16 protein-coding genes are annotated in these 18,635 nt (G+C 73.3%); 9 read left to right on the top strand and 7 right to left on the bottom strand.

Going from position 1 to position 18,635, the window contains the following annotated elements:
• Positions 1-187: 187 nt before the first annotated feature.
• Positions 188-4,450, bottom strand: coding sequence for a hypothetical protein (locus ABT048_RS11505; RefSeq protein WP_350521143.1), 4,263 nt, complete (start codon positions 4,448-4,450; stop codon positions 188-190).
• 262 nt (positions 4,451-4,712) lie between these two features.
• Here ABT048_RS11505 and ABT048_RS11510 point away from each other — a divergent pair, with 262 nt between their 5' ends.
• On the top strand, positions 4,713-6,500 hold the full coding sequence (locus ABT048_RS11510) for a serine/threonine protein kinase (protein ID WP_350521144.1): 1,788 nt from the start codon (positions 4,713-4,715) through the stop codon (positions 6,498-6,500).
• A gap of 180 nt (positions 6,501-6,680) precedes the next feature.
• Here ABT048_RS11510 and ABT048_RS11515 read toward each other — a convergent pair whose 3' ends face one another.
• Complete coding sequence (locus ABT048_RS11515; RefSeq protein ID WP_350521145.1) at positions 6,681-8,924, bottom strand: heavy metal translocating P-type ATPase; 2,244 nt, start codon at positions 8,922-8,924, stop codon at positions 6,681-6,683.
• A gap of 281 nt (positions 8,925-9,205) precedes the next feature.
• Here ABT048_RS11515 and ABT048_RS11520 point away from each other — a divergent pair, with 281 nt between their 5' ends.
• Positions 9,206-10,153 carry a DUF8832 domain-containing protein gene (locus ABT048_RS11520; protein WP_350521302.1) on the top strand — a complete coding sequence of 316 codons (948 nt, stop codon included), beginning with the start codon at positions 9,206-9,208 and terminating at the stop codon, positions 10,151-10,153.
• Positions 10,154-10,233: 80 nt separating this feature from the next.
• Here ABT048_RS11520 and ABT048_RS11525 read toward each other — a convergent pair whose 3' ends face one another.
• From ABT048_RS11525 to ABT048_RS11535, 3 genes are all read right to left on the bottom strand, one after another.
• Entirely contained in the window at positions 10,234-10,545 is a 312-nt protein-coding gene (locus ABT048_RS11525; RefSeq protein ID WP_350521146.1) for a hypothetical protein, read from the bottom strand.
• Positions 10,546-10,821: 276 nt separating this feature from the next.
• Positions 10,822-11,103, bottom strand: coding sequence for a hypothetical protein (locus ABT048_RS11530; protein WP_350521147.1), 282 nt, complete (start codon positions 11,101-11,103; stop codon positions 10,822-10,824).
• Positions 11,100-11,534: an ATP-binding protein gene (locus ABT048_RS11535; RefSeq protein ID WP_350521148.1), complete on the bottom strand. Its 435-nt coding sequence runs from the start codon at positions 11,532-11,534 to the stop codon at positions 11,100-11,102. Before ABT048_RS11535 ends, ABT048_RS11530 begins: the two co-directional genes overlap by 4 nt.
• Positions 11,535-11,774: 240 nt before the next feature.
• Between ABT048_RS11535 and ABT048_RS11540 the strand changes: the two genes are divergently transcribed.
• The 3 genes from ABT048_RS11540 to ABT048_RS11550 all read left to right on the top strand — a co-directional run bounded on the left by ABT048_RS11540 (position 11,775) and on the right by ABT048_RS11550 (position 13,154).
• Positions 11,775-12,632, top strand: a complete 858-nt coding sequence (locus ABT048_RS11540; RefSeq protein WP_350521149.1) for a helix-turn-helix domain-containing protein — start codon at positions 11,775-11,777, stop codon at positions 12,630-12,632.
• Between the two features lie 34 nt (positions 12,633-12,666).
• Complete coding sequence (locus ABT048_RS11545; protein WP_350521150.1) at positions 12,667-12,870, top strand: DUF397 domain-containing protein; 204 nt, start codon at positions 12,667-12,669, stop codon at positions 12,868-12,870.
• Positions 12,871-12,953: 83 nt separating this feature from the next.
• Positions 12,954-13,154: a DUF397 domain-containing protein gene (locus tag ABT048_RS11550; RefSeq protein WP_350521151.1), complete on the top strand. Its 201-nt coding sequence runs from the start codon at positions 12,954-12,956 to the stop codon at positions 13,152-13,154.
• 48 nt (positions 13,155-13,202) lie between these two features.
• Here ABT048_RS11550 and ABT048_RS11555 read toward each other — a convergent pair whose 3' ends face one another.
• The gene (locus tag ABT048_RS11555) at positions 13,203-14,366 is read right to left on the bottom strand and encodes a permease (RefSeq protein ID WP_350521152.1); all 1,164 of its coding nucleotides are present in this window, start codon (positions 14,364-14,366) and stop codon (positions 13,203-13,205) included.
• 222 nt (positions 14,367-14,588) lie between these two features.
• Here ABT048_RS11555 and ABT048_RS11560 point away from each other — a divergent pair, with 222 nt between their 5' ends.
• From ABT048_RS11560 to ABT048_RS11575, 4 genes are read left to right on the top strand one after another with little or no spacing between them, the layout of a single operon-like run.
• Positions 14,589-14,903: a hypothetical protein gene (locus tag ABT048_RS11560; protein ID WP_350521153.1), complete on the top strand. Its 315-nt coding sequence runs from the start codon at positions 14,589-14,591 to the stop codon at positions 14,901-14,903.
• Positions 14,900-16,495: a hypothetical protein gene (locus ABT048_RS11565; protein WP_350521154.1), complete on the top strand. Its 1,596-nt coding sequence runs from the start codon at positions 14,900-14,902 to the stop codon at positions 16,493-16,495. The genes ABT048_RS11560 and ABT048_RS11565 overlap by 4 nt, the downstream gene beginning before the upstream one ends.
• Positions 16,492-16,881, top strand: coding sequence for a hypothetical protein (locus ABT048_RS11570; RefSeq protein WP_350521155.1), 390 nt, complete (start codon positions 16,492-16,494; stop codon positions 16,879-16,881). Before ABT048_RS11565 ends, ABT048_RS11570 begins: the two co-directional genes overlap by 4 nt.
• The gene (locus tag ABT048_RS11575; protein ID WP_350521156.1) at positions 16,881-17,381 is read left to right on the top strand and encodes a hypothetical protein; all 501 of its coding nucleotides are present in this window, start codon (positions 16,881-16,883) and stop codon (positions 17,379-17,381) included. The genes ABT048_RS11570 and ABT048_RS11575 overlap by 1 nt, the downstream gene beginning before the upstream one ends.
• A gap of 73 nt (positions 17,382-17,454) precedes the next feature.
• Here ABT048_RS11575 and metF read toward each other — a convergent pair whose 3' ends face one another.
• The gene (metF, locus tag ABT048_RS11580; RefSeq protein ID WP_350521157.1) at positions 17,455-18,411 is read right to left on the bottom strand and encodes a methylenetetrahydrofolate reductase [NAD(P)H]; all 957 of its coding nucleotides are present in this window, start codon (positions 18,409-18,411) and stop codon (positions 17,455-17,457) included.
• Positions 18,412-18,635: the final 224 nt, after the last annotated feature.

The following is an 18,635-nucleotide window of genomic DNA, read 5'->3' on the forward strand; positions in this document are numbered from 1 at the left end:
CCCTCTCCTCACGATCACGACTCACGACTCACGACTCACGACTCAGGACGGGCGGCTCTCGGCGGGCGGGGGTCTCGACGGACGGCTCTCGGCGGGCCGGCCCCGACCGGCCGGTCCCGACGGCCGGGACGGCGGCCGGCGCCGGGGCGCACGGTCTAGGACGACGGCAACTGCCGTGCGGTTGCCGTCAGTAGAGCGAGTTGATCCGCCGCTGCATGGCGCGCAGCTCCAGGTCCTCCGGGTTGTGCTCGACGGCCTTGCGGGCCAGATCGCGGGCCTCCCGCAGCTGCCGGGCGTTGGCCCGCTGGACGGCGTACGAGCCGTAGACGATGCCGAGCTCGCGGTGCAGCTTGTCATCGTCCTCCGGGGTGCGGGACAGACCGAGCGCCTCCTCCAGCAGCCGGAGCGCCTCCTGGTAGCGGCGGGCCTCGTAGTGGCCGATGGCCTCGCCGCGCCAGACGCTGACCATCAGGCGGCGGATGTCCGTCGAGTCGTCGTACGACTTGGCCTTCTGCAGCACGGCGGCCTGGGCGGTGAACGGCTTGTCCCCCATGGCGTCGAGCACGTGGTTGGCGAGCATCACCGCGACCCGGCGCGGCGCCTCGTGCTCGGCGTCGCCGTCCCACTCCGGGTCGGCGTCCAGCGCCTCGGCCATGCGGCGCACCGCGCGTCCGCGGTCGTCGGCGAAGGCGGCCGAGCGGGCGAGGTGGCGCAGCACGAAGGCGAGGCCGAGCCGGTGGTCCGGGTCGGGGTTGAGGGCGATCAGCGCCCGCCAGGCGTCGGCGGCCTCCTCCAGCTCGGCGTCGGAGGCCTCGGGGCGGCTGAGCTGGCCGGCCCGGTTGCCCAGGGCGGCCTCCAGGAAGTGCCGGGCCGTCGGGTCGCCGGGGACGAGCTCCAGGCTCTTCTGCAGCAGCTCCAGGGCGCGGGGGTAGTCCTTGTCCTCGTTGTTGATCTTGCGGGCCCACTGGGCGTAGGTGGCGCCGAGGTCGCCGCGCACCTCGGGGTCGTCCGGCGCGAGCGCGTACGCCTTCTCCAGCAGCTCGGCCGCTCCCGGCTGGTCGTCCACGGTGCTCTTGAGCAGCGCGCGGGCGGCCCGGACGCCGGACTCGGCGGCGATGGCGGCCGAGTCGGCGGGCAGGGCGGCCCCGGGGACGGCCCCGGCCCGGGTGAGGCAGTCCAGGGCCTCCCGCCAGTCCTGGTTGCGGTGGTGCTCACGGGCCTGGCTGACCAGCGACTCGCCGAGCAGCGACTGCCAGTCCTCGCCGCGCCGCTGCTGGGGCACGGCATCCAGGGCGGCGACGGCGGCGGCCTGGCGGCCCTGCAGCTGGAGGTAGCGCTGCGGGCCGAGCTCGCCGAAGAGGCCGAGGGCGCGGGCCGGGCCGGGAGCGCCGGAGCCGGCGGGCTGCCGCCAGGCCCGTACGGCCTGCTCGAACGCCTCGGCCCAGGCGGCGAGTTCGGGCTCCGCGCGGAACAGCCGGTCGAGCGTGGGGCCGACCGTCAGGCGGCGGGAGGGGCAGCCGGGCAGGGCTATTCGGAGGTCCTCCTGGGCGAAGGCGTCGGCGGTGTGGGCCTCCATGCCGAGGCGCAGCGTCCAGGCGGAGACCTCGTCCCCGCTGCGGCCGGCGGCCCGGTCGAGGGCGCGCAGGTCGTCCCGCAGGCGGTCGATGAGCCCGGTGCGGGCGGCGGCGAGCCGCTGCGGTTCGGGGGTGCGGCCGGTGATCCGGGCGGACTCGGCCCACAGTTCGGGCTGGTGCAGGGCGGCAACCAGGCAGCCGAGCGTCCAGGCCCAGACCTCGTCCCGGGCCGCGCCGGACGCGGCATTCCCGGACGCGGCACTCTCGGACACGGCGCTCTCGGACACGGCGCTCCCGGACACGGCACTCCCGGACACGGCACTCTCGGAGGCAGCCGCCCCGGACGCGGTCGCGAGCCGGTAGCCGGCCAGACCGAGGGCGTGCAGCAGCCGGGGGTGCGCCGGGTCCTTGAGCAGCAGGTCGCGGTAGGCCTCCCAGGCCTCGCGGTGGCGGCCCTCGATGGCGTGCTGGTGCGCCTCGTGCTCGGCGAGCAGGACGAGGGTCTCGGTGGCCCGCGCGTGGCCGGGGGCCAGGCGGAGGGCCTGGCGCAGGTCGCCGGCGGCCCGTCCGGGCCGGCTGGCGGCGAGGGCGGCGCCGGCCCGGCGGATCAGGACGGCGGCGCGGACGGCCGCGGCGTCCGCGGGGAGATCGGCCAGCGCCTCGTCGTGGCGGCCGAGTTCGGCGCGCAGCAGGGCGAGGTCGAGCCGGACCGGTGCGGCGGCGGCGCTGTCGCCGAGCGCCGCGGCCCAGGCCGCGAGGACGGGTTCGGCCTGGTCGGGCGCGCCGGTGCGGCGGGCGCAGTCCAGGACGGCGCGCAGCGCAGGACCGGCGCAGCGGACGCAGCGGGGCGAGCCGGCGCCCTCCGGGGTGTGCAGGTGGTCGGTGCAGGCCTCGCGGCCGCAGCCGGCGCACGCGCCGGTGGCGGGCCGGTCGCAGGTGGCGCAGTCGCCGGCGGGCTCCGCCGCACGGGCGGCTCCCGGTGGCGCCGCGGCGGTCAGGAAGTTCCGGTACCACTCCAGCGCGGCGGCCCAGTTGCCGGCCCGTTCGGCGAGCAGGGCGCGCAGCCGGGCGGTCGCCGGGTCGCCGTTCGGGTCGGGCGGGCCGAGCAGGGCGATCGTCCGGGCCGGGCGGCCGGCCAGCAGGGCGACGGCGGCGAGGTGGTAGCGGTCGCGCAGGCCGCTGCCGGCGTCCAGCAGGGTGCCGACCGGCTCGGTCTTGCCCTCGGCCAGGGCCAGGGCGGCGCGCAGCCGGGCCTGGCGGTGGGTCAGGGCGCCGGGCAGGGTGTCGGCGAGGGCGAGCGCGGCGGTGGCGCCGGCCCGCGACTCGGGGCGGTCACGGCCGGTGACCAGCAGGTGGGCGGCCTCGCGCAGGGCGGCCTCGCGGAGGGCGGCGCGGTAGCCGGGGGCGGCCGGGTGCTCAGCGGCGGCCCGCTGCCAGAGTTCGCGGGCGGCGACCGGATCCCCGGTCAGCCGGGTGCGGGCGAGCCGGTCGCGGGCCAGGGCCCGGCGCTCGCTCAGGTCCTCGTCGTCCAGTGGCTCCCAGCGGGCGAGGGCGCCGGCCGGGTCGTCGGTGCGGGCGAGGGCGAGGCCGTGGTGGAAGGCGGCGATGCCGGTCCAGCGGCTGCCCGGTTCGGTGTCGGACTCGGCGCGCAGCAGCGGCTCGGCCTCGGCGGTCCGACCGGCGGCGAGCAGGGCGGCACCGAGCCGGACCCGGGCGGGGCGCCAGTCGGGGGCCCGGTCGAGGCCGGCCCGGTAGTCGGCGGCGGCCTCGGCGTGGCGCTCGGCCCGTTCGTGCACCAGGGCGAGGCCGAACCGGGCCGGGGCGAAGGAGGGTTGGACGGTCAGGGCGGCGGTGAACTGCTCCCGGGCCTGGTCGTCGGCGCCGAGCAGCAGGGCGAGCCGGCCGAGGGCGTAGCGGGGGCGGGGGTCGGTCGGGCTCTCCGCGGTGGCGGCCGCGAAGTCGCTCCAGGCGCCGTCGGTGTTGCCGTGCCGCTGCTTGGCCAGGCCGCGGAAGAGCAGGCAGTCGGTGCGCAGTGCCGGGCCGCGCCCCCACGGGGAGGGCTCGCCGGGGCCGATGTGCAGCGCCTCGTCGAAGGCGGCGACGGCGGCTCCGTCCCGGTGCCGGTTGTAGTGGTGGATGCCCCAGCGGAAGTGGAGCTCGCCGCTGCCGCCGCGGACGGAGTCGGCGACCAGCGTCTCGGCCTCGGCGAGCCGGCCGGTCTCCTGCAGCAGGGCGGCGCGGGCGAGCACCGGCCAGTCGCGGCCGGGCAGGGCGGCGAGGGCGCGGACGGTGGCCTCCTCGCGCTGCTCGGCGGAGCCCTCCCGGCAGCGGCGCTGCAGCCAGTCGAGGGCGCGGGCGGCGGCCTGGGCCTCCTCGCCGGGTTCGGCGCCGGCGGCGGTGGCCTGGAGGAAGGCCAGCAGCGGTCCGAGGTCGCCGTCCGGGGTCCGGGGCCGTTCCCCGGTCTGCGGCGTCCCGTCGGCCGGGTTCCGTTCCCCGCCCCGCATCCGCTCCTCGGCGAGGTGGCGCAGGCTCCACCGGGGCAGTTGGCGGGCCGGGTCGGCGAGCAGCGGGAACGCCTCGCGGTGCAGGGCGAGGGTGGCCGCCCGGTCGCCGGTGGGGATGGTCGCCTCGGCCTGGCCGAGCAGCGCGAGGCCGCGCTGCGGGCCCAGTTCGGCGGGCCCGGCGGCGAGTCGCTTCGCCAGTCGGGCGTAGCGGCGGCGGGCCTGGGCCGCCTTCCCGGCGGTGAGCTGTTCGGCGGCCGCGGCCAGGGCTCTCGCCACCGCGTCGGCGTCCAGGGCTCCTCGGCGGCGCGCCAGTACGACGACGGCCGCACCGGCCAGTGCCACCACGATCAGCAGCACCGCTAGCAGCGCCATGCACCGTCCCCCTGTGTCAGGATGTCGCCGTCTCCATGATCAACGAGGTTCGAACGATCATGAGTTGACGTCGTGTCGTGATGTTGCTCGGGCGCCATCAGAATAGGCCCTCGATCGGACAGACGAACAGGAAAGAGCACTATCCTGGGCAACGCATGAGCAGGACATGAACAAGCGCACCAACAGCGGTTCGTCGAAAGCATCGAGCGGCCGTCGACCGGGCAGTCAGCAGCGTCGAGCGGTTCATAACGTCGGGGGTCGTGTGTCCGAGTCGCGTTGGGTGCCCGGGCTCCGGTTCGGGCCGGAGTTCGACCCCGAGCAGTACGAACTCCTGGAGTTCCACCACCGGGGCGGCGAGGCCGAGGTGTGGCGGGCCGTGCGCACCGGCCACAACGGTCGCAAGGAACTGGTCGCCGCGAAGATCATGCTGGAGCGCGACCCGTCCGAGGTGCGGCGCTGGCTCGGGCGCTGGGACGACGTGTCGCACAACGCGCACCGGCTGGGCGTCACCGACCTGGTGGTGCCCAGCTTCCTGCTCGGCCCCTCCCCGCACCGGCCCGGCGCGGCGCCCTCCGCCGGGCTGCTGGGCTACCAGATCTCGCCCTGGGTCGAGGGCGCGCCGCTGCACACCTGGGCGCGCGGCCAGCGCGGCGGTCCGGCGGCGGTGGCCGAGGTGCTGGCCCGACTCTGCCGGATCGTCGACGAGCTGCACCGCAAGCGCTGGGTGCACCGCGACATCTCCCCCGCCAACGTCCTGGTGGACGGCCAGGGCCAGGTCAAGCTGATCGACCTGACCTTCCTCGCCCCGCTCGACCACACCCTGACCGTCGCGGTGTTCACCCCCGGGCACGTTCCGCCGGAGGCCGAGCAGGTCGGCGGCTTCCCGACCACCGCCAAGGACCTGTTCGCGGTCGGCACCCTCGCCCGCACCCTGCTGCTGCCCGACCACGGCCGGCTCGACCACCGGCTCGCCGCCGAGCAGGCCCGCGCCGAGCTGCTGGCGGCCGGCTACGGCGAGGAGTTGGCGCGCTGGGCGTGCGAGCCGCTGGCCCGCGACCCGGAGCGCCGTCCCTCCCCGCTCGGCCCGTGGGCCGCCCGCGGCCGCGAACTGCTGCGCTCGCACCGGCCGGTGGCCCGTACCGCGGGACTGGCCGTGCTGCCCGACCGCACCGGCCGCCCGCTGGTGGTCACCGGCGGCTCCGACGGCACCGCGCTGGCCGGCCCCGGCCACACCGGCCGACTGCTGCCCGCCGGACAGGGGCCCGGAGCCGTACGGGAGTTGGCGGCAGGCTGGGCCGGGCGCCAGGGCGAGCTGGTGGTCTGCGCCGAGGACCGCGGCAACACCCTCTGGGTCGGCACGTCGGCCGGCTGGTGGGAGGCGGCGCGCGGGGTCAACGGGCTGGCCGGGGCGGTCGGTCCGGCCGGGGAGATGACGGTCTGGACGGCCGCCGGCGGCGCGCTGCGCTCCTACCGCTGGGCGCCCGGCCTCACCCTCACCGGCCACGAGCTGCCCGGCTGCCCCGCCGACCGGGTGCTCGCCGCCCTGGAGGAACGGCCCGGCTGCTGGCTGGTCCTGGTCGAGCACCACGGCCGGGTGCTGGGCCGGCGGCCCGGCACCACCGAACCGCCCACCCCGGTCGGCCCGGAGGGCGCGCTGCGCGCCGGGGCACTGGCCCGCACCTCCGCCGGCCCGCAGGCCGCCACCCTGCGGCCGGACGGCTCCGTCCAGCTGCACACCCTCGGCTCCGCCGGGCCGGGCACCGAGATCGGCGACGGCGAACCCTCCCTCGACATCGCCATGGCGGGCCACCGCGGCGGCCCGACCATCGCCCTGGCCGGCGCCGGCGGCGTACGGCTGCGGCTCCCGGCCGGCGGCGCCTCCCGCCGTCCCCGCTGGTGGCGGCCCACCCTGCGCCCGGCCACCCGGGTGGCGCTCGCGATGGGCGACGACTGGCGGCTCTGCCTGGCCGCGGTGGTGGAGGGCGAACTGCAGGCCTGGCAGGAGGATGCGGCGTACCGCTGGCAGGCGGTGGAGCTGCCGGAGGACTGACCGGCCGCACCCCGGAAACGCCGGGGCCCCGGAGCCCCGGCGGGGTTCCGGGGCCTCGGCCCGGCGGTGGAGAGTGGTCCGGAGTCCGCCCGGCACGGCGGAGGCGGTTCGGCGGAGGCCGCTCAACGGAAGCGGCTCAGCAGAAGCCGCTCGGCAAAAGCCGTTCAGCGGAATGCCCGTTCAGCGGAAGCGGCGCAGTCGGAGGCTGTTGCCGACCACGAAGACCGAGGAGAAGGCCATCGCCGCCCCCGCGATCATCGGGTTGAGCATCCCGGCCGCGGCCAGCGGCAGGGCGGCGACGTTGTAGCCGAACGCCCAGAACAGGTTGCTCTTGATGGTGCCGAGGGTCCGGCGGGAGAGCCGGATGGCGTCGGCCGCCGCGCGCAGGTCGCCGCGGACCAGGGTGAGGTCGGCGGCCTCGATCGCGGCGTCGGTGCCGGTGCCCATCGCGAGGCCGAGGTCGGCCCGGGCGAGGGCCGCGGCGTCGTTGACGCCGTCGCCGACCATCGCGACGACCTTGCCCTCGGCCTGCAGCCGCTTGACGACGTCGACCTTGTCCTGCGGCATGACCTCGGCGATCACGTGCTCCGGCGCGATGCCGACCTCGGCCGCCACGGCCTCGGCGACCCGCCGGTTGTCACCGGTCAGCAGCACCGGGGTCAGGCCCAGTGCGCGCAGCTTGCCGATCGCCTCGGCGCTGGTCGGCTTGACCGCGTCGGCGACCTCCAGGACGGCCCGTGCCTCGCCGTCCCAGCCGACCGCGATCGCGGTCCGGCCGGCCGCCTCGGCGGCGCGCTTGACCCCGACCAGGTCTTCCGACAGGTACTGCGACCACTCGTTGAGCAGCGCCTCCCGGCCGGCCACCACCGCGTGGCCGTCCACCACGCCCTGGACGCCCAGGCCCGGGACGTTCTCGAAGCCCTCGACGGCGGGCAGTTCGCCGGCCTTGGCGGCGGCGTCGGCGATCGCCCGGGCGATCGGGTGCTCGGAGGCGTGCTCCAGGGCGCCCGCCAGGCGCAGCACCTCGGCCTCGGTGGTGCCGCCGGTGGTGTGGACGGCTATCAGGGTCATCCGGCCGGTGGTGACGGTGCCGGTCTTGTCCAGGACGATGGTGTCGACCCTGCGGGTGGACTCCAGGACCTCCGGGCCCTTGATCAGGACGCCCAGCTGGGCGCCGCGGCCGGTGCCGACCAGCAGCGCGGTCGGGGTGGCCAGGCCCAGGGCGCACGGGCAGGCGATGATCAGCACGGCGACGGCGGCGGTGAAGGCGGCGGTCCAGCCCTCGCCGGTGCCCAGCCAGTAGCCGAGGGTGGCCACCGCGAGGGTGATCACGATCGGCACGAAGACGGCGGAGATCCGGTCCGCGAGGCGCTGCGCGGCGGCCTTGCCGTTCTGCGCGTCCTCGACCAGCTTGGCCATCCGGGACAGCTGGGTGTCCGCGCCGACCCGAGTGGCCTCGACCACCAGCCGGCCGCCCGCGTTGACGGTGGCGCCGGTGACGCCGTCACCGACCCCGACCTCGACCGGGACGGACTCGCCGGTCAGCATCGAGGCGTCCACCGCCGAGGCGCCCTCCACCACCAGGCCGTCGGTGGCGATCTTCTCGCCCGGCCGGACCACGAAGCGGTCGCCCACGGCGAGTTCGGCGATCGGGATGCGCACCTCGGCCCCGCCGCGCAGCACCGTCACGTCCTTGGCGCCCAGTTCCAGCAGCGCCTTGAGCGCAGCACCGGCGGTGCGCTTGGAGCGGGCCTCGAAGTAGCGCCCGGCCAGGATGAAGGCGGTGACGCCGGCCGCCGCCTCCAGGTAGATGTTCGACGCGCCGTCGCTGCGGGCGATGGTGAACTCGAAGCCGTGCCGCATGCCCGGCATCCCGGCGTCGCCGAGGAACAGCGCCCACAGCGACCACAGGAACGCGGCGCCGGTGCCGAGCGAGACCAGGGTGTCCATCGTCGCGGCGCCGTGCCGGGCGTTGGTGAACGCGGCCCGGTGGAACGGCCAGGCGGCGTAGGTGACGACCGGGGCGGCCAGGGTCAGGGACAGCCACTGCCAGTTGTCGAACTGCAGGGCCGGGACCATCGCCATCGCGATCACCGGCACGGCGAGCGCCACCGCGGTGAACAATCGGGCGCGCAGCGGCGCCAGTTCGTCCGCCGGCCGGATCCGCTCGCCGTCCGGGCCCTCGGCGACCGGGGGCTCGGGCAGCGCCGCGGTGTAGCCGGTGGCCTCGACGGTGGCGATCAGGTCGGCGACCTCGACACCGTCCTCGAAGGAGACCTTCGCCTTCTCGGTGGCGTAGTTGACGCTGGCGGTGACCCCGTCCATCCGGTTGAGCTTCTTCTCGATGCGGGCCGCGCACGAGGCGCACGTCATTCCGCCGATCGAGAGTTCCACCTCCGCGGAGGCGGGTGCCTGCGTAGTCATCGTCGCTCCTCGTGACAGTCGTCTTGCCGGTCGTGCGGTGCGTTCGGCGGCCGGGCCTTCATACCTCGCAGGGGTATCGGGCGGTGCCGGGTTCATTTATACCCCCGAGGGGTATCCAGAGCAAGCCCTGGCCGATACCCCCAGTGGGTATTTTTCGCCGTTTCGATCCGCTTGACTTGATACCCCCATGGGGTATTCACTCATGGATGTCGAGCGGGGCCGGGCCCCGCGCCGGACTGCCCGTACGCCCGCCCGCCCGTACGCCCGAGGAGAACCCCGCCATGAACACCGCGCTGCGCATCACCGCCTTCACCGCCGGCCTCGCCGCCGCGTTCGGCCTCGCCCTCGGCGTCGGCAACGCCACCGGCAGCGGCACCTCCCCCCAGCCCGCCACGGCCCGGCACGGCGGACACGACACCGGGAACCCCGGGAACGCCGGACACGCCGGACACGCCGAGGAGGCGGGCGACGGTGCCGCCGGCGAGCACCCGCCCGGCGGGCTGCAGATCTCCGAACGCGGCTACACGCTCAGCGTCGAGAACCCCTTCGTCACCGCCGGCTCCCCCACCGACCTGCGGTTCCGCATCCTCGGCGCCGACGGCCGGCCGGTCACCGCCTACCAGCAGCAGCACGAGAAGGACCTGCACCTGATCGTCGCCCCGCGCGACCTCTCCACCTTCCAGCACCTGCACCCGACCCTCACTGCCGATGGCACCTGGAGCGCCCCGACCGCCGTCCCCGCAGCCGGGGAGTACCGGGTGTTCGCCGACTTCACCCCGGCCGGCGCCGCCGAGGGCCTCACCCTCGGCGCCGACCTGCACGCCGCCGGCGACCTGCGCCCGGCCCCGCTCCCGCAGACCGGACGGACCGTCACCGTCGACGGCTACACCGTCACCCTCGGCGGCGACCTCGCCCCCGGGCGCAGCGGCCGGCTCACCCTGAGCGTCAGCAAGGACGGCCGGCCGGTCACCGACCTCCAGCCCTACCTCGGGGCGTACGGCCACCTGGTCGCCCTCCGCGCCGGCGACCTCGCCTACCTGCACGTCCACCCGGACACCACCGCCCCGGGCCCGGAGATCGGCTTCACCACCACCGCCCCGAGCGCCGGCAGCTACCGCCTCTTCCTGGACTTCAAGCACCAGGACACCGTCCGCACGGCGGCCTTCACCCTGACAGCCGACGGCGCCACCATCGCTGCCACGGGGGACACGGGCGTCCACCAGCACTGAACGCGCTTCCCAACGGAAGATGCCGGGCGATCCCGAATCTGGGATCGCCCGGCATGGTCTTGTTCACACCCTTGATCGGGTCAGTCGGCCAACTCGGGGACGGGGACGGGCCCGAGGTCACCCTCGGGCTCGCAGGCGAGACGGGCATGCAACGCGGGGTCCGCGTGGATCTCGGCGCTGCGCTTCCACTGGGCGAGCAGCACCGCGATCGGGGCGAGGTTGTCCGGATCCGCCTCATTGTGTGCCGTGTCGGTCAGTTCGGTGAGCAGGGTCTCGATGTCCTCACTGGGCAGGGACACAACCCATGGCACGACTTCGGGCAGTAGGCCGCGCAGTGCGGTGATGCTCCCGGCTTGCGCCAGGCCAGCGAGCAGGCCGTAGGTGTCGTTCACAGGTGCGCAGATTACTCGGATGAACATGCCCAGACGGAAAGTGCCGGGCGGTCCGGGAGGGATCGCCCGGCACCGCTGCTCACCCTCGGGCGGCTTGCCGGAGCACCGTGCGGAGAAGGGCTTCGGCGTTGCCCGGGGTGGCCGCCCAGAGCTGCATCTCGGCATGGGCGGCCTGGCGGCGCGGGCTGACGGCGCGGACCGGGCGGGAGAACTGGGCGTGAGAACTGGGCGTGAGACACCACCACATCTCGATGCGGACCCAGGTGAGTCGCCGGATCACTCGGGGTCCAACGCCGGGCGCAGGTAGATGGGGTGGGCGTGGATCCCGAGGAAGGCGATCACGCCGACCACTCCGATGTGGATCAGCTGGTGGGCGATCCGCTCGGCGGAGGCCGGGGAGAAGTAGTCGGCGAGGTAGCCGGCCTGGTCCTCGTCCAACGGGAGCCGGGCGAGGCTGGCGCGGACGGCGTCGAGGGCATCGGGGAGCTTGGCGAAGATGGCGACCTTCGCGATGTCCTTGATCTCGACGCTGACGGGGAAGGGAAGTTCGACGCTCACTGCGAGCCCCCGTCGATCAACGCCCACACCATCTTGCCGATGCCACCGGCGCGGGGGCGGCAGCCCCAGCCGGACGCCAGCTGGGAAACGAGCCAGAGCCCGCGCCCGCTCTCGTCCTGCTCGGTGGCGGGGTGCGGCACTGACGGCCGGTTGGCGTCGGCGTCGTGCACCTCGATGCGAAGCGAGTCGGGGTCGAGTTCGAACCGGATGAAGATGAGCCGCCCCGGCGGGGTCTTGGCGTGCAGGACCGCGTTGGTGACGAGCTCCCCGAGCAGCAACTCGCCGGTGTCGAGGAACCGTTCACCGTCAGGCTGGCCGGCGAGGAAGGTGCGGAGCAACCGCCGGGCGAACCCGGCGGACTTGTGGTGCCTGGGCAGCCACCACGAGTACGGGTTGGTGGGGGCGGGCGGCTTCTCCAACTTTCCGGGCATGGCGGGGCCTCCTCCGGGGGTGGTGGGAAAGTTCGCGATCCGAAGGCGGCGGAGGGCAAAGGGATGCCCGAGCGATGAGCCGCCACTGATCACGCTGTGTGTCGCATCGCACTACGCCAAGTAGCATGCACCGCATCAGTGCTCATCGCAACATGCCGTTCTGCATCAGTGCAGATTGGCTAGCCTGGATCAGATGCCACGTCACAAGGCAGACTGGACAGGCCTCAGGGAAGGAACGCCGTGACTGACGAATCAAGGCCGACCGTGCGCGGCCGCCGTCTTGGCTCAGAGCTTCGCCGGCTTCGGGAGTCGGCGAGCAAGAGCACAGACGACGCCGCAGGTGCTCTGAAGTGCTCGCGCGCGAAGATCAGCCGCATAGAGACCGGCGTTGTCGGGATCCGGCGTTTGGACCTCGGCATCCTGCTGGACGTCTATGGAGTGACCGAGCCCCGGGACAGGGACGCCCTCGAAACACTCGCTCGGGAAAGCAAGAAGCGCGGCTGGTGGCACGACTACGGCGACACGATTCCGCCCGCCTACGCCAACTACCTTGACCTGGAGGGCGACGCCCGGTACATCCGAACGTGGCAACCTCTGGTCATCCCAGGCCTCTTGCAGACCGAGGACTACGCCCAGGCTTTGCTGGAAGCGAACCCCGCCGCTGTTCGGCCGGAGCGCATCGATCAGTTGGTCAAGGTGCGAATGGAACGCAAGGCGGTCTTGACCAAGCCGGACCCGGCACGCTTCTGGGCAATCATCTGGGAACCCGCCCTCCGATGCCCTGTGGGTGGGGCTGACGTACACCGAGCACAGTTGCATTACCTCGCCGAGGCATCGCAGCTCCCCAACCTCACAATGCAGGTCGTGCCACTGGAGGTGGGGGCAGTTGCCGGAGCGTGCGGCGGGTTCGTGATGCTCGGGTTCACGGACTCGTCCACTTCCGGCGCGGTGGCCCTGGAGACGCTGACCAGCAGTCACTACCTGGAGAAAGAGGCGGAGCTGGCCGGCTACGGGCTCGTCTTCGACTACCTGCGGTCGTCAGCCCTGAACCCGACCCAGTCGCTCGATATGATCACCGCCATCGCGGCAGAGACGTGAGTGCCGGATCCGACAAGAGGGTGAGAGTGTAACCATGCCGGAGATCTCAGCTCGGGGCTGGTACAAGAGCAGCTACAGCGCTCAGGCGACTGAGTGCGTAGAAACAGGGCACATCACCGTCGGTGGAATGGCCGTACGAGATTCCAAGGACCCCAACGGCCCGACGCTCGCCTTCCTCACCGACGCCTGGACGGCCTTCCTCACCGCCATCAAGACCGGGGACATCCCCAGCGCGTGAACAACCCCGCGTGGGAAGTCGGCCCGTCCGACTTCCCACGCGAGTTCAACGGCAGTTACGCGAAGGACACCGATCGGAGTGCTATGGATCTGAGCCGTGCCGTATGGCGCAAGAGCAAGTTCAGCGCCAACCAGGGGAACTGTGTCGAGGTCGCGGACGGCTTCCTTGACACCGTCCCGGTCCGCGACTCCAAGGACCCCAACGGCCCCGCGCTCGTCTTCCCCTCCGACGCATGGACGGCGTTCGTCACCGCCATCAAGACCGGGGACATCCCCAGCGTCTGAACTCCCTGCGCGAGAAGTCGGCCTGGCCGACTTCTCGCGCAAACCTCATCAGTGGTGACCGTGGCCCGTGCACCCGCCCGCGTCGGGGGCGCTGCCCATCATGCGGAGCATCGCCCGGCCGCCGGTGCGGAAGAAGCGGACCAGCAGGGCGGCGGCGAGCAGCAGGAAGACGATGTTGAGCCAGGTCGTGTAGTTCCACTGGACGCCGGACATCGGGATCTCCACGTCGCGGTTGTCCGGGATCAGGCCGAGGGCACCGAAGACGAGCTCGACGAAGTAGCCGGCGAGGACCATCGCCACGTAGAAGGTGCCGAGCAGGAACAGCGCCGTCCGCCGACCGTAGTACTTCCGGTAGATGTTCAGGATCGGCAGGATCAGCAGGTCCGCGAAGATGAACGCGACCACTCCGCCGAAGCTGATCCCGCCCTTCCACAGCACCACCGCCAGCGGCACGTTGCCGATCGAGCAGACGAACGACGCGATCGCCACCAGCGGGCCGACCAGTGGGCCCCAGAGCTTGCTCGCGAGCGGGTGGTCGACGAAGAAGAACGACTGCCAGAAGGAGTCGGGCACCCAGGCGGCGATGGCGCCGGCGATGAGCAGGCCGAGGACGAGGTCCCGCAGGATCGCCGCCCACTCCATCACGAAGACGTGGGAGACCGAGGTGAATCCCTTCCCCGTGAGCAGCCGGCGGGCGAAGGAGCCCTCCCCCGCCACCGACATGTCCATCGCCGCGTGGCCCTCCATCGAGCCCGCCCGGCCGTGCTCGGCCTGCTCGCGGGCCTCCCGCAGCAGCCGGTCGGTCAGCAGCCGCCGGAACAGCACCGCGAGCACCAGGATCATCACCGGCCCGCCGACGAACTCGGCTGCCGTGAACTGCCAGCCGAGCAGCAGGGCCAGGATGATGCCGAGTTCGATGACCAGGTTGGTCGAGGCGATCTCGAACGCCATCGCCGCGGTGAAGTCCGCGCCCTTGCGGAACAGTGAGCGGGCCAGGGCGACGGCGGCGTAGGAGCAGGACGAGGAGGCCGCGCCGAGGCCGGCGGCGACGGCGAGGGTGCGGGGGCGGTCGTCACCGAGCAGCCGGACCACGGTGGCCTTGTGGACGACGGCCTGGACGACGGCGGAGAGCAGGAAGCCGAGGATCAGCGCCCAGGTGATCTCCCAGGTCATCGATCCGGCGATGGACAGCGCGTGCAGGATCGCGTGCATGGTGGTCCGCCTTCCCGGTTGGCGCCCGGGCCGGGCACCGTGCCGTGGGAGTCCGCTGGGCGCGGCCACGATATACCCGTACGGGGTATTGGCCTGCGTGGCGCGCCGACATCCCTCCCCGGACCGACCCCGGAACCGGCGCTCCCCCGGTTACGTCTATGCTCGTCGACCGTGCTCGTCCGATCACGGCGAGCCATGGAGCTTCTTGGGGGAGAGCAGCCGATGCCCGACTCGGTGGGGTACACCGTCCAGCCCGACGCCTTGGAGCACGTGACGACGGCACTCAACAACGTCGCGACCGACCTGGCCTCGGCCAACCAGTCCTACACCGCGCAGACGCCCGTCCAGTCCGCCGACTTCGGCGAGTTCGGCGTGGACCTGGCATGGGCGGGCTTCGACAGCAACTGGAGCCAGGAACTGCACGTCACCCAGCGCGCCGTGGCGCAACTGGTCCAGAAGATGTCGGCCACCAACGCCAACTACCGCGCCGCGGAGTCGAAGCTCGCCGCGTCGCTGACCCCGGCGCAGACGCGATGAGCAAGGTCGCGGACCTGCAGAAGGCGCAGCAGGCCATCACCCACCCCGGCGGCGGCCTCTTCATCGGCCCCGCACTGCTCGGCGCGATCGGCAAGGCCCTGGCCGTGCCCCGGCCGGCCGGGAACCCGGGCGCGATACGTGAGCGGGCCAAGGCGTACGCGGAGACCGCCAAGGCCTACGCCAAGGCGTCCACCGACCTCGGGGAGGTCGCCGACAACCGGCTGCCGAACGCCTGGACCGGCTCGGTCGCCGAGAACGCCACCCAGTCCATCCGGGCGCTGGCGAACGAACTGAGCGTCTCCCAGAAGTCGTTGGAGCAGGCCGCCACCGAGCTGAACACCTGGGCGGACAACCTGGAAGGGGCCCAGAGCACCGACGCGCAGGGCGTGACCGCCCTGGAGAACGTGCAGAAGTCCCTCGCCCACGACGCCTTCGACATGGGCAAGGCCATCGCCGCCATCGAACCCGCCAACACGGCCGTGGGAACCAGGATCTCGGCCGCCCAGCGGGCGGAGAGCAGCGGCACCCACGCCGCGAGCATGCTCAACCAGCTCGCCGCCAGGGCCCGCACCGAGCGCGCCGGACAGGGGCCGATCGACCCCCTCGCGGCGCTGGTGCTGGCGAACGAGAAGGGCCCCGGCGGCGGTGCGGACGGCGACTACATCCTGACGGACGGCCAGCTCGACCGCGCCAAGCAGTTCATGTCCGTGATGAACGGCACCGACCAGCTGGCCTTCCAGAAGCTCCTGTCCGACGCCAAGTCGCCGGAGGAGGCCGCCTACCTCTGGAAGGCCCTGGCGGCCGGCCACCCGGTGGCCGACGTCCAGCAGTTCGCCGCGCTGATCCACCCCCACGGCGACGACCCGCGCTGGCTGTCCGAACACCTGGTCCCGGCGCTCGCCACGGACCCCCTGCAGGAGGAGTCCACCACCCACACGATCCTCCTGAACTACAAGGGCACCCAGATCGTCGACGGTTACGACATCTACAGCCAGCGCAACGTCGGCGACTGCGTAGCCGCCTCCACGATGGTCGCGAGCCTCAAGCTCGACCCGGTGACGATGCTGCAGCTCACCACCGGCAACATGACCGACGTCCCGGGAGCCGACTCGCCCCAGTACTTCCAGCAGCGCCTCCAGCAGCTCTTCATCGGCCAGTACCAGCAGGGCCAGTTGGCCGACGGCGGCACCAAGGTCTACCCGGAGAACGGCGGCGGAATCGGCCCCAAGGGCAACACCTTCCTCGCCAACCAGAACCTCGGGAAGGCCACGGGCTCGACCTACGAGTACGTCAACCTGGACACCGACGACGACCGGCGCGCGGCCGTCACCCGGATCGAGAAGGCCCTGGACGAGGGCAAGCCGGTGCCGTTCTGCGCCTTCGACGAGGCCAGCAAGGCGGCCGGCAAGGACGGCGGCTACCACCAGATGGTGATCGTGGCCCGGGACGGCGACCGCCTGCAGGTCTACAACCCCTGGGGCCAGTCGGTGTGGGTCACCGAGGACCAGTTCATCCACAACAGCATCAATACCGGTGGCCTCACCGGCGATGCGAAGATCAACCGGCCCTACGGCGCGGAGCTTCCGAAATGACCGACTTCCTCCCCGACACCGAACTGATGACCGGCTACGACGTCGAGTCCGCCCTCACCCGCGGCCTGCTGATCGACGGAGTCCCGCGCCGGGTGCTCTTCGGCGAGGCGGCCATCGCCGCCTCCTACCAGGCCGAGGCCCTGCGCATCGGCCCCGACCCCCTGGGCGTCCTGGCCCAGTACGTGCGCGCCGGCGGCTTCGCCGCCGCGCTCGACCTGCCCGAACCGGTGATCGGCCGGGAACCGGGCGAGCTGGTCCGCGGCTGGCTGCGCGCCGCCGCGGCCGGCGGGGCGGACCTCGGCCGCGAGGTCCTGTTCGCACGCTGGCTGGCCGAGGTAGCGCTCCTGATCGCCATGCGTCGCCACGTCCGGGAAGGGAACACCTGATGCGCCGAACCATCACGAGCGTGGTGGCACTCGTGGCCGTCGCCCTGCTGCTCTTCTCCTACCTCGACGACTGGTGGTCCGACTCCGACCCGGCCGGTCCCGCGGCCGCCACCGCCACCCGGCCGCAGGTGGAGGTTTCCCTCCCCGACGACGCGGGAGACGGCCGGTCCCCGTACCCGCCCAGCACGGTGACCCTGGCGGTCGGACAGCAGCTCGGTGTCAGGACGACCGGGGGTGCCCGGCCACTGTGGTGGTACCTCTCCTCGGCGGGCGACGGCAGCGTGCTGCGCCCCGGCAAGGACTTCGTCATCACTCCCTGCCCCACGGACGAGCCCAAAGCGGGCTGCGGCTCCGAGTTCGACCTGACCTTCACCGCCCTGGCGCCCGGAACCACCACACTGACGTGGTTGTTCGGCGAGGGGGGCTGCCACGACGGCGTACCGACGTACGACTTGGAAAGGTGCGATATCTCCAAGAGCATCCAGGTCACCGTGCACTGATCAAGGGCTCCCGCTCGACGTGAGGAAGTCCGACCGGACGCCCCCGGTCACGTGATCGCCGCGCGCGCTCGCGTCAGATGCGGCTGCCGATCAGCGGCCGGGCCTCCGGAGCCGGCGCCTCCTCCCCCGCCGGCCGGTCGAGCCCGAGGTTGCGGTGGATCTCCAGTGCGGCGGTGGAGCGGTTCAGGGTGATGTAGTGCAGGCCGGGCGCGCCCTCGCTCAGTAGGCGCTCGGCCATCCGGGTGGCGTGGTCGACGCCGATGCGGTGCGCGGCCGCCCGGTCGCCGCGGGCCGCCTCCAGCCGCAGCGCCAGGCCGGCCGGGAAGGACGCCCCGCTGAGCTCGGCGAAGCGGCTGATCTGGCGCACGTCGGTGGCGGGCATGATCTCCGGGATGACCGGGGTCCCGCAGCCCGCCGCGGCCAGCCGGTCCCGCAGCCGCAGGTAGTGCTCGACCTCGAAGAACATCTGGGTGACGGCGTAGTCGGCGCCCGCCCGGCACTTGGCGACGAAGTGCCGGACGTCGTCGTCCCAGTCCGCGGAGCGCGGGTGGCGCTCGGGGAAGGCCGCCACGCCGACGGTGAACGCGCCGCACTGCTTGACCAGCCGGACCAGGTCGACGGCGTGCCGCAGGCCCTGCGGGTGCTGCTCCCAGACGCCGTTGGGGTTGCCGGGCGGGTCGCCGCGCAGGGCGAGCACGTCACGGATCCCGACGTCCGCGTAGCGCCGCAGGACGGCCTGCAGTTCGGCGGTGGAGTGGCCGACGGCGGTCAGGTGGGCGACCGGGCGCAGCGTGGTCTGTGCGGCGATCCGCTCGGTGGTCTCGATGGTGCGGTCGCGCGAGGAGCCGCCGGCACCGTAGGTGACCGAGACGAAGGTCGGCGCGGCCGCCTCCACCCGCCGGATCGCGGCCCACAGGGCGCGCTCGCCGGAGTCGTCCTTGGCGGGGAAGAACTCGAAGGAGTACGTCCGTTCGCCGGCGGCGAGGATCTCGCGCAGGCCGCGCGGGCCGGGTCGGGTGGTCTGGTCCATGGGGTTCACCTCGTGTGGTGGGCGGGGTCGGGACGGCGCCCTCCCACCCTGCCCGACCACCCGCAACAGGGGCGCCACAGCGCGGCGTTGACGCATCCGGGGCCGGGTGGAGGCGGCCGCCGAACAGGGGCCCGCCCGCTCCCTTGGATACCCTAGGGGGGTATGGTACCTTCTCTCATGAAGGAAGCAGCCGGCCGACCGGGCCACTCCGGAAGGCGCCGGGG

Origin of the sequence: Kitasatospora sp. NPDC096140, from assembly GCF_040303045.1 — a bacterium.
Classification (GTDB): Bacteria; Actinomycetota; Actinomycetes; order Streptomycetales; family Streptomycetaceae; genus Kitasatospora.